This window comes from Sphingobium scionense (assembly GCF_014197035.1).
Lineage (GTDB): Bacteria > Pseudomonadota > Alphaproteobacteria > Sphingomonadales > Sphingomonadaceae > Sphingobium > Sphingobium scionense.
In genome coordinates this window covers 285,879-299,066 of record NZ_JACIEU010000004.1, presented here as the reverse complement: position 1 = coordinate 299,066, position 13,188 = coordinate 285,879, and the positions used below count along the sequence as shown (strand labels likewise).

12 protein-coding genes and 1 pseudogene are annotated in these 13,188 nt (G+C 64.5%); 5 read left to right on the top strand and 8 right to left on the bottom strand.

What is annotated here, in order from left to right:
* Nucleotides 1-112: 112 nt before the first annotated feature.
* A pseudogene (locus GGQ90_RS06500) lies at nucleotides 113-2,353 on the bottom strand (strawberry notch-like NTP hydrolase domain-containing protein); the annotation flags it as partial.
* A gap of 239 nt (nucleotides 2,354-2,592) precedes the next feature.
* Between GGQ90_RS06500 and GGQ90_RS06495 the strand changes: the two are divergent.
* Nucleotides 2,593-2,952 carry a hypothetical protein gene (locus GGQ90_RS06495; RefSeq protein WP_223178116.1) on the top strand — a complete coding sequence of 120 codons (360 nt, stop codon included), beginning with the start codon at nucleotides 2,593-2,595 and terminating at the stop codon, nucleotides 2,950-2,952.
* A gap of 2 nt (nucleotides 2,953-2,954) precedes the next feature.
* A complete protein-coding gene (locus tag GGQ90_RS06490; protein WP_069612041.1) occupies nucleotides 2,955-3,380 on the top strand; it encodes a hypothetical protein in 426 nt (141 codons plus the stop codon).
* On the opposite strand, the gene GGQ90_RS06485 is transcribed toward GGQ90_RS06490, so the two are convergent.
* The 5 genes from GGQ90_RS06485 to GGQ90_RS06465 all read right to left on the bottom strand — a co-directional run bounded on the left by GGQ90_RS06485 (nucleotide 3,353) and on the right by GGQ90_RS06465 (nucleotide 7,978).
* Complete coding sequence (locus GGQ90_RS06485) at nucleotides 3,353-3,577, bottom strand: DUF6117 family protein (RefSeq protein ID WP_069612042.1); 225 nt, start codon at nucleotides 3,575-3,577, stop codon at nucleotides 3,353-3,355. The two genes, GGQ90_RS06490 and GGQ90_RS06485, sit on opposite strands and share 28 nt — an antisense overlap.
* A 140-nt stretch (nucleotides 3,578-3,717) precedes the next feature.
* Nucleotides 3,718-4,140 carry a hypothetical protein gene (locus GGQ90_RS06480; protein WP_069612043.1) on the bottom strand — a complete coding sequence of 141 codons (423 nt, stop codon included), beginning with the start codon at nucleotides 4,138-4,140 and terminating at the stop codon, nucleotides 3,718-3,720.
* A gap of 70 nt (nucleotides 4,141-4,210) precedes the next feature.
* Nucleotides 4,211-4,432 carry a hypothetical protein gene (locus tag GGQ90_RS06475; protein WP_069612044.1) on the bottom strand — a complete coding sequence of 74 codons (222 nt, stop codon included), beginning with the start codon at nucleotides 4,430-4,432 and terminating at the stop codon, nucleotides 4,211-4,213.
* A 59-nt stretch (nucleotides 4,433-4,491) separates the two neighbouring features.
* Nucleotides 4,492-6,609: a ParB/RepB/Spo0J family partition protein gene (locus GGQ90_RS06470; protein WP_069612045.1), complete on the bottom strand. Its 2,118-nt coding sequence runs from the start codon at nucleotides 6,607-6,609 to the stop codon at nucleotides 4,492-4,494.
* A 172-nt stretch (nucleotides 6,610-6,781) separates the two neighbouring features.
* Nucleotides 6,782-7,978 carry a DUF932 domain-containing protein gene (locus GGQ90_RS06465; RefSeq protein ID WP_069612292.1) on the bottom strand — a complete coding sequence of 399 codons (1,197 nt, stop codon included), beginning with the start codon at nucleotides 7,976-7,978 and terminating at the stop codon, nucleotides 6,782-6,784.
* 314 nt (nucleotides 7,979-8,292) lie between these two features.
* Between GGQ90_RS06465 and GGQ90_RS06460 the strand changes: the two genes are divergently transcribed.
* From GGQ90_RS06460 to GGQ90_RS06450, 3 genes are all read left to right on the top strand, one after another.
* Nucleotides 8,293-8,904 carry a hypothetical protein gene (locus GGQ90_RS06460; RefSeq protein WP_069612046.1) on the top strand — a complete coding sequence of 204 codons (612 nt, stop codon included), beginning with the start codon at nucleotides 8,293-8,295 and terminating at the stop codon, nucleotides 8,902-8,904.
* A gap of 61 nt (nucleotides 8,905-8,965) precedes the next feature.
* Nucleotides 8,966-10,075 (top strand): toll/interleukin-1 receptor domain-containing protein, encoded by a 1,110-nt coding sequence (locus GGQ90_RS06455; protein ID WP_069612047.1) that lies wholly within the window; start codon nucleotides 8,966-8,968, stop codon nucleotides 10,073-10,075.
* On the top strand, nucleotides 10,075-11,436 hold the full coding sequence (locus GGQ90_RS06450; RefSeq protein ID WP_069612048.1) for a hypothetical protein: 1,362 nt from the start codon (nucleotides 10,075-10,077) through the stop codon (nucleotides 11,434-11,436). The genes GGQ90_RS06455 and GGQ90_RS06450 overlap by 1 nt, the downstream gene beginning before the upstream one ends.
* On the opposite strand, the gene GGQ90_RS06445 is transcribed toward GGQ90_RS06450, so the two are convergent.
* Nucleotides 11,433-12,248, bottom strand: a complete 816-nt coding sequence (locus GGQ90_RS06445) for a hypothetical protein (RefSeq protein ID WP_069612049.1) — start codon at nucleotides 12,246-12,248, stop codon at nucleotides 11,433-11,435. The two genes, GGQ90_RS06450 and GGQ90_RS06445, sit on opposite strands and share 4 nt — an antisense overlap.
* Nucleotides 12,245-13,171 (bottom strand): hypothetical protein, encoded by a 927-nt coding sequence (locus GGQ90_RS06440; RefSeq protein ID WP_223178115.1) that lies wholly within the window; start codon nucleotides 13,169-13,171, stop codon nucleotides 12,245-12,247. The genes GGQ90_RS06445 and GGQ90_RS06440 overlap by 4 nt, the downstream gene beginning before the upstream one ends.
* Between the last annotated feature and the right edge of the window lie 17 nt (nucleotides 13,172-13,188).

The following is a 13,188-nucleotide window of genomic DNA, read 5'->3' as shown; positions in this document are numbered from 1 at the left end:
TATAGAATAATGTGAAGGACGTGGCGAAATGTTCCGCAGCTTTGCAGGACTACGCCGCGTTCCTCCGCATTACCGCTTCCTCGCGATAAACCGTGTTATGGCGAGCTGCGCATAAGATCGCGAACGCCCCGGCATAGGCGTCGTAGATGCGCGTCTGCTCGGGGGTGAGCTGGTGCTCGACCAGTTCATATTCGACGCCGTCATAGGAGAGCGACCGGGCGGTGTAGAGGCCGAGCGAGCGCAGATCGCGTGCGAGCACTTCCATCGCCGCGACGCCGCCTTCCTCGATCGCTTCGACGAATTCGGCGCGCGTGGCGAAGGGGAAATCCTCGCCGCCCCACAGGCCAAGCCGTTGCGCATAAGCGAGATTGTGGACCGTAGTGGCGCCGGTCGCGGAGACATAGACGACACGCGCATTCGGAAGCGCGTGCTGGAGCCGCAAGCCCGCACGTCCCTGCTGCGAGGCGGCGACGTCGCCGCGTTCGCCCTTGCCGCCGGCGGCGTTCTGCATGGCGTGGCTCTCGTCGAAAATGATCACTCCATCGAAATCGGAGCCCAACCATTCGACGATCTGTTTGACCCGCGAAAGCTTCTCGCCGCGATCGTCGGACCGTAGCGTGGCATAGGTGGTGAATAGGACGCCTTGGCCGAAGGTGATCGACTTGCCCTGCGGGAAGCGCGACAGCGGCGTGACGAGCAGGCGTTCCATCCCGAGGGCCGACCAGTCGCGCTGCGCGTCCTCCAGCAGCTTGTCGGATTTGGAGATCCAGACGGCCTTGCGGCGTCCATGTATCCAGTTGTCGAGGATGATGCCGGCCGCCTGCCGGCCCTTGCCGGCGCCGGTGCCGTCGCCGAGCATGAAGCCGCGACGGAAGCGCACGGCGTTCTGCGCATCGTCGGGCGCGGCCGAGACGAGATCAAAGGTCTCGTCCACGGTCCAGGCCCCGGCGAGGAACTCGCCATGGGCGTCGCCGGCATAGATGACGGTTTCGAGCTGGGCGTCGGACAGGATGCCGTTGGTGACGATACTGGCCGGGAGCATCGGCCGATAGCTCGGCTTCGGCGGCGCGACCGAGGCCATCGCGGCGGATTGGACCAGCTTGGTCGGGTGCGCCTGAGCGCCGGGAATACGAATCGCCTGAAGGCCGTATTCCTCGTAGATGGCATCGGTTAGCCGGCCACCCTCGGGAGGGGTCCAGTCGACGATCTCATAGGCGAGTTCGACGCCGTCGGGTTCGGCGATCGAACGGGCAACCGGCGATGATGCAGCGCGAGCGAGATAGCCGCGCACGGTGCGCGGCGCGGAAGCGGCCAAATCGACCTTCGGCAGCGCGACGGTTGAGCGTGCCGGAACCTGGGCTTCGATCCAGCCGAGCAGCGTCGCGACATCAGGCGCAATGCCGGCGGAGGGCGGAAATACCGTGCGATCGTCGGCAGGCTTCTTGTCGATGACGGTCAGGCGGGTTTCGATGGTCGTGCCATGCTTGGCGTAGACTGCGCCGTCGATGGCCGCGGTGAACACGACACGTCCGCGCTCCTGCAACCGGGCAAACGCGTCGCGCCAGGCCGGCGCGTCGGGTGCGAAGCTAGCGCCCGTGATCGTCACGAGCCGTCCGCCATCCGCCAGACGCGCCAGCGCCGAGGCGACGTGGCGATAGGCGGCCTCAGTCATGCGGCCGGAGACGTTCGCCATCACCGAGAACGGCGGATTCATCAACACGACGCTCGGCACTGCGGTCGCTTCGAGGTGATCGTCGATCTGAGCTGCGTCGAAGCGCGTGACGGGAATGGCCGGAAAGAGCGAGGACAGAAGATCTGCACGCGTGTCGGCCAGCTCGTTGAGCATCAGCCTGGCCCCGGCGATCTCGGCGAGGACGGCGAGCAGCCCGGTTCCGGCCGAGGGCTCCAGCACGCAGTCGGCGGGCGTGATCGCGGCGGCAGCGAGTGCAGCGAGACCGAGTGGCACCGGCGTCGAGAACTGTTGAAAGGCCTGCATCTCCTCAGAGCGCCGCGTATGCGTCGGCATCAGGCTCGCGATCTTGGCCAGCATGGGCAGGCTAGCAGCCGGAGTTCCGGACTTGCGGAAAACCGCCTTTCCGTATTTGCGCAGAAACAGAACGGTCGCCGCTTCGCAGGCCTCGTAAGCCGTCTTCCAGTCCCAGGCGCCGGACGTGTCGGAAGCGCCGAAGGCTGCCTCCATCGCGCCGCGCAAGGTTACGGCATCGACGGGCTGGCCGCGTTCAAGATGCGGGAGAAGGTGTTGGGCTGCGGCGAGGATGGCGGCTGGCGCCGGGCTCACGGCAAGCGGAGACGACGCGGCGGGAATGGCCGCGGATGCGGAAGCGATAGTCATGAAGGGCACCTCAGGAGAGCGGAAACGGAGGAGCCGGCAGGCGCTCTCTCTCGACCGCACCGGCTCGAACCCGTCCCGGCCAACCTCTCACTCTGGCGCGCGCGATGACCTTTTGACCGCTTCGTCTTCCGAGGTCGGCCGCGCGGCGCTACACTCGGTCATCCAACACATGGCGGGCGGCGGCCTCGACGATCGAGGACGCGCGCGCTTCACCGAGCGAGGTCAGGGGAGAGACGGGTATGAAGGGAAGCGCGATCGGCATGGTGGCGGCCGGATGCTTGGTTGTGGGGTTCGGCGCGGGATTCGTGGCGCGCCCCATGATTTCGCCGGGCGGATCGTCGGCCGCCGCAGTCGCCGGCGTCGCGCAGCCAACGGAGGAAGAAGCGAACGCCGCCGTGCGGCGCCATCGCCTCTTCACGGGAACCTCGCTCGCCAATGCGACCCTGAAGCTCGGTGATTGCTCTCCGGGTGGCGTCGGTCCGGGCGTGACGTGCATGACGCAGCTCACGATGGACACGACCCGGGCCAACGCCACACCGCAGAACCGGCCGATCGGCTTCGCGCGGCTCAACGGCCAGTGGGAGGTGGCGGTCTGGTAAAGATGAGCGAGAAGGCCAAGAATGAACTGGCAAGTGTGTTCTTCGCTAATGGCGAAGGGTTTCTGCCTCACGCATCGGCGGCCGACAGCAGGGACGGAGGTGAGAGCTGCTATGCGATCGCGATCGCGTGCGAGCTTGTGCTAAAGGCGTTCTTGCTGACCCAGGGCTGGAGCGACGATCGGTGCCGTCGGGAAATCCGTCATGATCTCGCGACGGGCTTGGTGCGTGCGCAGGAAGCGGGACTGACGGGCACGCCGAACGAGTTGGGCTATGTGATCGGGGTGTTGAACTCTTACTACCCAAAACATGCCTTCGATCGCTTCATCGCTCCCGTTGGAGACCCGACCTTTCCACTCCGCGCCCGGTCAGTCATCTCGCAGGTTTTCGAGCTGGTGCGGCCTTACGTCGAGGATCCCGCCAGGCGATAGGCTTCGAATGGATTGCGTTCAGCCAGATGACCGAACGGGGTGAAAACATAATCGCCATCGTCGCGGCCGACAGCGCAGATGACGTAGCGGGCCTCTCCGGTGGCGACGTCCGCGCATTCCATAAGCGCCAGAGTGCCATCGGCCGCCGCGCGGAGCAGCGTCTGGAAATTGGCGCGCGCATGATCTGGGATGCTCATGACGCGCCTCCCGCAGCGAGGCAGGGCAATCGCATATGAGTATTGGGTGGGGCAGGACGTGCCTTGGGACGAGTCTTGCCCAAGTCGATCTGGGCGTTTTCGACTCCGATTTGGCCGATCGCGGAATCGATCTTGCCGTCTCAAATCCATATGCGATTCCCCTGCGCAGCGAGACGGTCGGCAAGCCAGCGGCCGCTGCTCATCCATTCGATGGTCTGCCCGGTCGTCAGGTCGAGGACATGGGCGCCTCCGGAAAAGCCGTCGATGCGCGGCTCGGACGCGATGCCGGCCCATTGGAAACCCCAACGTCCGGCGAGGCCAAACGCCTCGGCGCATCGCGTCACGAAGGTGATGAGGAGCTGGGGGTCGGCGGTGCCCGGATCGCGCATCCAGAGGCGCGTGGGACCATGTTCCGGTTCGATCGAAAGCAGGAACGGTTCGGCCGGAGGGTCTTCGGCGGCGTTCTGCGCCATCAGGTCGTTGTAGATGTCGAGGGCGCGCGCTGCGTTCTCGACCGTGCCTACATCCAGCAGGCATGAGAAGCGTGTGAAACACTCCGCCATGGCGGTCTCCTGAAACGAAAAGAGCCCGGCGCGTGGCCGGGCTCGAGGTGGATTAAAGGATGTGGTGGGGTCAGTAGCCGAACTGCCAGGACGGCCATGGCTGCCCGTCGTCGGATGCGCCGACGGCCTCGTCGAGATAGGCGCTGTCGCCCTCGACGATGGTGGGGTTACGCACGGGTGTTTCGTCGATTACCGTCACGCGGCAGACGAGGCCATCTTCGACCTCGACGTGAACGGGAACGAGATACTGGAAGACGACGCGGCGCGGCACGTCGATGATGGAGGTATCCATCTGAAGGCTCCTTGGGAAAAGCGGCGGGGAGCGATCGGCGTCGCTCCCCGCCAAGGGGCCTATTCGGCGGCGATCAGGTCAGAGGCGTCTGCATCGGCCTCGGTCACCTCGTCATCGTCACTGGCGAGGAAGTCCGGCAACGCTTCGGTGTCACCGGCGTCGTCGACGTCACGCTGATCGGCAAGGCGCAGCGGTTCGGGCAGCCAGCCGCTGTCGGCCAGGAGCCGTTCGGCTTCCTTGGCCATGTCGCCCTTCTTCAGATGGTCGATGAGTTGGGCGGCCTGTTCGCCCTTCGCCTCGCGGACCGCTTCGAGGATGCGCGGCTTCGTGACGCGATTGAGGTAGTTGCCGAACGTCGGACGCCAACCAGCCTCCACGAGGTCGAGCCCGGTAGCCCGCGCCAGACGGTCGGCCTGGGTCAGCCGCATTTCGAGCGTATGCTGCGACACGCCGCTGGAGCTGTGCGGATTGGGCCGCTCGTAGAGCGCATTGACGCCATAGCTGACGCAGTGTGCCAGCAGCGCCATGCGGCTCGCATCGTCGAGACCGGCAAGCCAATCCCAAAGCGCGTCGTCGTCCTTCGGGATGTCGGCGGCCCAGGCGTCGTGACGCTCGTGCACTGCCCGCGCGGAGGGGCTGTCCTGCAGCGCATCGTCCTGGACGGGGAAGTAGGTGTGCTTCACCCCCGCCTCCATGGCTCCGGCATACATGCGGGTCATGAACCGGTCCGAGACGAGCTTGTGCAGCAGCGCCGTCATGGCGATGTGCGGGTTGTTGGCGACGGCATCACGCAGCGCGAGTGTGCGGTAGGCGGTCAGCTCGACGACCAGGCGCTCGGGCAGCGGCTTGATGGTGCCGTCCTCGTCATTATCTTCTGGTTCGGCGGGCTGGCCCCCGATGGTGATGACGGCGCGCTGCACCGTCTGGCCTTCGGGCTGGCGCGATACGCCATCGGCCTCCGACCCGGCGTCGCCGTCGACCGGGATGACAGGAACATCCTCGGGCCGGACAAAGCCGCGATCGACCGTGAGCGAGCCATTGGTGTCGATGCTGACGAACACGCCGGCGATTGCGATATCGGCCGGCTCGTAGTGGACCGGGCGATCCTCGAAGCTCGCGAGCGCGGTCTCGATTTCACCGAGACGCTGATCGACCTCGTCCGGCAGCTCGTCGGCGTCCTGATATTCGGCTTCAAGCCTGGCCATCTCGGCGTTCAGCGCGTCGATAGTGGCCTGCTCCGCCGCCGTCAGATCAAGGGGCGTGCCGGCGATCTCCTGCAGGCCGCGTGCCGCGTCATAGGGGAAACTGACCGCCACCTCGATCCACTTCCAGCCTTCCGCAGCGATGGTCTCGGCTTCAACCTTCAGCTTCTCGCCAACAAGGCGGTCGAGAAGCGCCGGGTCCTGCAGCCATCCGCCATCGTCGGACTGGAACAGGTCACGCATGACGATGCCGCCTGCCGCCTCATAGGCCTCGATGCCGACGAAGATGGCGCGCTTGTCGGAGGCGCGCACCGTCGTTTCAGTCAGCATGCGCCGGATCTGATAGGGCTCCTTTGACCAGGCGTCCTTGATCGCATCCCATACCTGCTGCTGGCGCGCGTGATCGTCGGAGACCGTGAACGCCATGAGCTGCTCCAGCGTCATGCCGTCCTCGGCATAGACATCGAGAAGCGCCTCTGAGACCGACGCAAGGCGCAGGCGCTGCTTCACCACGTTGACCGGCACGAAGAACGCCGCGGCGATCTCCTCCTCGGTCATGTGCTTGGCGCGCATGTCCTGGAAGGCGCGATATTGATCGAGCGGGTGAAGCGGAGCGCGCTCGATATTCTCCGCGAGCGAGACTTCCTCTGCGAGAATCTCGCTGTCGCGGTCGCGCACGATGCAGGGCACCGGCGCGATCTTGGCGAGGCGCTTCTGCTTCACGAGCAGTTCGAGGGCGCGGAAGCGTCGGCCGCCAGCCGGGACCTCGAACATACCGGTCTCGACGCCATCGGCATCAACGACGGGCTGAACGCTGAGGCTCTGAATCAGGCCGCGACGGGCGATCGAGGCGGCGAGGTCCTCGATCGAGACGCCGGCTTTCACACGCCGGACGTTGGACTGGGACAGAACCAGCTTGTTGAAGGGGATGTCGCGCGAGGACGACAGGGTGATCTTCTGAACGGCAGTAGCCATCGGGGTAGTCTCCGCGACGGGCGCCGAGAGACTCTCTCTCAGCCCTAAACCCGTCACGGAGCGAAGCGCCGCCCTCTTCCTCTAAAGGGGGCAGCGCCACTGAACGGAATTGGGGACACGTGGAAGCGCAAAGCCGGAGACACGGAAAACCGCATCTCCGGCTTTGCGGATGTCAGGCGGCTCGATCGAGCAGCTTCTTCGCCTTGGCCTCCATGTCGAGGCGGGCGTCCTGATGGGGCTTGTCGCGCGCGACGGCGGTGATGCCCTGCACGAAATCGAAGATGCTCTCGGGCGGACGACCTTCCTCGGACAGCACCGTGTCGATGATCTTGCCGGTCTCGGCCTTCGAGAAACCGCGGCGGCGCAGGAAGTCGGTGCGATCCTCGTCACTGCGCGCCACGATCCGCTCGCGGGCCGCCTTGATGCCGTTGACGAAAGGCAGCGGCGAGGAATTGGCGAAGTTCGCCAGCGCGGGCGCTGCCTCATGAGCGAAGCGGTTGGCGGCATATTTGGAATGGCGGATGGTGATTTCCTCGAAATCCTCCACGCCCCAGAGATTTCGATTCTGGCAAACCGCGCGCAGATAGAAGCTCGCCATGCCAAGCGTCTTGGCGCCGACCTCGGAGTTCCAGCAGTAGAAGCCGCGGAAATAGAGATCCGGCGATCCGTCCGGCAGTCGGCCGGCCTCAATGGGGTTCAGGTCATCGACCAGGAACAAGAAGACGTCGCGATCGGACGCATAGAGCGTCGTCGTGTCCTTGTTGATATCGACCCGCGGATTGTAGATGCCGGTCGACCAGTCGAGCACGCCCGGCACCTTCCAGCGGGTGTCGCCCGTGCCGTTGCCGGCAATGCGCTGCACGGCTTCCACCAGTTCGTGATCGTAGATGCGGCCGTAGTCCGGGCCGGTGACGGCGCGCAGTTCGACACGGCCATTATCGGTTTCCAGCGTCTTGATCTGCTCCGCCCGATTGGAGGTCAGGCCATATTGCAGGTTGATCGCGGCGAGCGGCGCGGGAAGCTGGCGCAGATAGGCTGCCGGCGCGCCGACCAGGCTCGCGAGCTGGCCGAAGCTCCAATGGGTCGGGGCGATGGGCGTTTCCGTGCCCGGCAGGATCAAGGCCAGCCGTTCCGGGTCGCTGCGGTTCGCCTCAACATGGATCAGGGCGCTTTCCACCACCCGAGTCCGGCTGCGATCGGCACGATCGCGGACCGAGCGCGCCAACTCGGACAGCGACAGGTAGCGCTCGTCTGCGGGCCGGGAAAACCATTCCGACGAGACGCGGCCGATTCGCTCGCCGCGGCCGACATCCACTTTGTAGCCGCCGCTGGTGTCGCGGCGGGCGTCGAGAACTGAAACCTGGGTCATGGGACCAATCTCCATGACGGGCGCCGGAGACCTCTTCTCCAGCCCTCAACCCGTCACGGCAAAGCCGGTCCGTCCTCTTCCTCTAAAAGGGGCGTTGCGGGGGGCCTCCCGCAGAAGGGGTCGGCCGAGACGCAAGGCTCGGACGCAGGGGAAGGCTTTCCCCTCCTGGCGGTCCCAAGAATTCGGACGTTCTGTGCGAAGAAAGAATGCGGACGAACGACGGCTCAATCTGCTACCAGTAGCTTGAGCCATTCCGCGATGAAGGACGATTACTCTCGGCCCATCAGCTACACTAACGGCCGGGGAGGATTGTCATGGATTTCGAGGATCTCGTTACGGCGCTGGCGCCGCCGCCAAACCGGGTCGGAAAATCCAACGGCGAACACGAACACCATCTCTACGAAGGCGCGGTCATGGTCGCCTATGCCATGCACCTGTTGCGGACGCAGGATACCCAACACGTCCGTGTTCACCCCGATGGAGAGCACGGTAAGCAATTCGACTTCGCGGCCTGGCTGCTTCGACGCGACTTCATCAAGATCTCCAGTGTCGGCACCACCAGCTATGGCGGCACGTACCGGAACGCCGCGGGCCAGCAGATCACCGTCAATCCAAAGTCGGGACTGGGTGATGTGGTCGCAGAGGTCGGCAACCACGTCATCTCTGCTGAATGCAAGGGCGGGATCATCAACACGAGGCATTCGGGCCAGGTGTCTCGGCTCTACAAGGGTCTGTGCGAGACGGTCGGCATGCTGATGGCGACCCCATCGCCAGGGCGTCAGATAGCTGTCGTGCCTTTTACGGAAGGCACCTTGCGTCTGGCGGAACGACTAGCGCCGCGTTGCGCGCTGGCCGGCATCGAGATTGCGCTGGTCGGAAGTCGCGGCGAGGTCAGGGACGTGAGGCCGGTCCCGGTCGCGGGGTGAGACTGTGGGGCTGGGCGCATCGTCGGGCGAGACTACAGAAGACAACGAAGGATGAGAGTTGATGAAGCGCGTGCTGACGGTCGGGGTCACATATACCGGCGAGAAGATCGAAGGTGTCGAGATTGAAAATCTCGGGCTCTGCCAGGCTGGGGTTGATAAGGCGCGCGCGGCGTTTCCGCTCTACGAGTACGACACGATCATCATCAATCCGCAGAGCTATTCTCATTTCCTGTTCGGCGCGGAGGGGGAGTTCTCGAACGAGCCCAATGAGCTGGGGAAGCTTAAGCGCCAGAATGACAGCTACGACATCGATTCCGCCTTCCTGGCTGACGATCGGGAAAAGGAGATGGAGGCGGCGATCGCGGCCGGCGCCACCGTGGTCTGGTGCCTGTCGGAGCCAAAGCGGATGAATTTTTTCGGTTATCGCGAAACCCATCTGGGCTACGCCGCACCGAAGGTCGCCGGGCTTGTGAAGCGTTCGGACCTGCTCGTGAAGAAGGGGCGGCGGATGGGCGCGATCGATCACGATAGCCCGTTCGTGCGCTATTTCGACGTCCTGTCGAAGACGGGCTGGAGCTTGTGCCTGTCGGATCCGGCCGAGGGGATAACTTCGATCGCGTCGACGCCGGAGGGCTATAGCCTCGGCGGGCGCGTGGCGCTTGGAATGACGGTCGGGTGGCTGTTGACGCCGCCGACATCGCCGGACGCCGAGAACCAACTGGTCCGAGATAGCCTGGCGCTGGAGAAGGCCGACCCGGCCCACGAGAAATATCACGGGATTTTCCTGAGCCATACCGGCGTCGACAAGCCGTTCGTGCGTCGCCTGCGAACCGACCTGCTCGCACATGGCGTTCCGCGTGTCTGGCTGGACGAAGCCGAAATCGACATTGGTGACTCGCTCATCGCCAAGATCGATGAGGGCATGAAGCTCAGCCGCTACATCGCCGTCGTGCTCTCGACCAAGTCGATCGACGCCCCTTGGGTGAAGAAGGAACTCGACGTGGCAATGAATCGGGAGATCACCAGCGGCGAGGTCGTCGTGCTGCCGCTTCTCTACGAGCCGTGCGAGCTGCCAGAGTTTCTGAAAGGCAAGATGTACGCCGATTTCTCGAAACCCGAGGAGTATGAAGCGATGCTGGCAAAGCTCTTGCGCCGACTGCGGATCACCTGATGAGCGACGCACAGCCATGCCCGAGCGAGGCAATGTTGCACGCGATGGCAGAGCTGTGGCGGCTGGCTGCGCCGGGGCATGACAATCTCCTCGCCGCACCGGCGTTCGTGCGGCTGCGTGAAGCTTGCCGTGACGACTATCCTACTGCCGGGAAGAAGGGGCCGACCTTCGCACTCTCGACGGCGCTGCGCTCGCTCGGTCTGCCATGCGAGCTTCGCGCGGACGCGGCGCATCTCGCGTCTCCTGTCGAGGCGGCGGCGATAGGGCTCGACACCGCATTTCGCGCGACCCACGCGCGCCGTCTCCATCTCGCGCCGCTCGATCTGGCAGAGGAGATTCCGCCCCTTGCGTTCGGGCCGGCGCGGGTTGCCCGGTTCAACGCGGACGAGCTTCGCGCGCTCGTCGACACGACGCGGCTGAAGCGCATGTTCCAGGGCGTGGATTTCGATGCCGATCGGTTTTCGGAATTCCATTGGCTGGTGGTCGAGGAAGAGATGGCACTCGACAAGGAGCCGGAGGCGCGTGCCGTCCCCGTGCTGTTCATGGACATGCGCCAGGATCTCGGCCGGATCGAACCACACAAAGGGCGGTTTCCGGGTGCGCTCGAGGACGCGCTGTTCTTCTTCCTGCTGGCGCCCTGGGAAAGCTGGTCGACAATGCCCGAGGTCGACTGGCGCGGCTTCCGCGTCCCGTGGGTTTATACCGTGGACAACGACATCTTCGTGCGCCCCAGCTCACCGCCATCGGCCGATACGCTGAACTGGGAAGACCGTGTTTATGACGACGGCTATGGCGGGACGGTCGAGGTAGAGCGGCCCTTGGAATTACGGTTATCAGACGAGGCCAAGACAGAGGTGGCCGTCTGGGATCAACATCGATGGGCGATCGTAGACCAGGCGAAGCGGACCGTCCTGTTCGAAACGCCGATCGCCCATTTCCTCGTGCGCGCATTTCTGGCCGAGGGTGTCGATGAGTTTCTGGCGCATATCACCACGATCGAGGCGGCTCTGGGCCTGCAGGCCGACTATCAGAAGAGCTTTCGCGTTGCCCCGGACCGGCACAAAAAAATGAGCCCTACGAGAAGAATGCGTGGACGGGTGGCCGGGCTGCTGGGAGATCGCGGCTATGCCGACCAGTACGAGACGCTTTTCAATGTCAGGAGCGCATTCCTGCACGGCCGCACTATGGCAGCGATCTCGACCAGTGAACGTGTCCTGGCGCGCTCACTGGCGCGACAGGTCGTCGAAGCGCTCATCCTGGCGACTCAGGCCGGGCCGATCGCCTCACGAGAGGATTTCCTCGATGATCTGCTCGATAAGGGCGCTCCCATGATCCAGGTAGTCACAGGGTCATCGAACTAAGCATCGTCACCGAGCCGGTCATGAAGGGCAGCGGGATAGCCCCGCCCAAGGGTCGCGAAGTCTGGCTCGCCGCCGCTGTGTACGCGTAGCAGCGCTTCGGGGCCGAGGTGCGAAGAAGCGTATAGGTCGAACCCGCCCCAATCGGCGTGACAGTCGAGCGAGCGCGCATAGAGCGCGATCACCGCCTTGGCCGCTGAATAGGCGTCGGGCGTGACGCTGAGGGGGACAGCGATTTCGAGGACGCGCGGGGTGCCGAGATTCGAGAGCCTGTCGAGGATCTCGCCCTCGTCGTGATTGAAGTAGGCGGATTCACCGCCCCAATGGGCGAGCAGAGAGGTCACGCCGCTATCGTCGATGCGGTGCGGGTGAGATGTCATCCAGAACTTGCCGCCCCGCGAACCGAGTTCGTCGTTGTGAAAGGGGCTGGCCTCGAAGATCACGCGAGCCTCATCGGCGCTGAAGTCACCGTCCGCCACCCGGTCGGCCAGGCGCGCGCGCAAGGTTTCGACCGTCGCCGGATAAAGCCCGTTGCTCGTGGCAGTCTCGACCTCGCGGTCGGTCATCCGCGTATGATGCCAGGCCCGGATCGTTCGGGTCTGCGTGACTGCCATCAAGTCCTCGGCGAAGCGATAATAGGCGCCAGCATGAGGGTTGGACGGTATCGGACCCCTATGGTCCGAGGCTTCACGCTCCAGGTAGTTCGTCCGATCTGTCGCGAAATAGTCGATGAGGAGTTGCTGCTGATCGCGCAACCCTTCCATCAAGGCCGCGTCGAAGGTGTCGAGATTCCAGACGTCGATCAGCGTCGTCATTGCTCGGCCGACGCTTCCGCCAATGGCTCGGGTGCGAGGATGTCCGTCGATTCCCACGCCTCTCCCTGGGGCGTGGTGACGAACTCCCGATCCCAGACGCCCCAGTTCGTCGGAAGCGGGACCTGCGCGAGGGGATTATGGACGTAGGTGAGTGGTCTGCCTTGGCGCGAAAGGTTGCCGAGCCCGACGCGCGACCAGAGAACGCCGGAGATGTCGGCGAACCGTTCGTCGAGAAAGGCCGTGCGCGGGATCGGGTCGCGTTCGCGAGCGATGAAGGGCGAGGGGTGGAATCCTTCCTCGACGACATTGCCGGTCTCTCGATCGATCGTGATGAAGGCATCGCCGATTGGGAACAGCGAGGTCATGATAAGCGGCAGCGGCCTTTCGGCGACATAGACACCGAAGCGGCTTGCGCTGATGGCGATGATCCGCACGTCGTCAGGGCCGATAACGCCCTGAGCGAGGTAGCGTGCGATCTTCTGCGCCTTCGTCCAGAACGCGCTCGTCGTGCGCAATTGCGCCTGGCGGATCGGCGCGGCGGAGAGACCACCACCTTCATTCATCGGGACAGGTCGCACAATCTGATCGGGACCTGGGTCGCCCTCGTCGGGTGTGATCGCTTCGATCCAGATGCGCCGTCCCTCTTCTACGACGCACAGATCCGGTTGACCGCCGGCGCGCTGACGCTCGACGACAGGCAGCAGCGCGCGGCCCGCTTCGAGCAGCGTGCAGCCAAGGTACATTTCCCAGAACCGGCCATCGACGTCGCGCGCGAAGCCCTGGCGGAAGTCCGGATCAGCATAAGGCTCATAGGTCGCCCACAGCGATTCGATCAGCTCGTGAAGCTGCTGCTCGTGGCGGGATTCCGCCGCCCTGAGGTTCACGAAGCCGCGGTCGAGATTCTCTCCATCGACATCAAACAAGCGCGTCATCGGAGCTT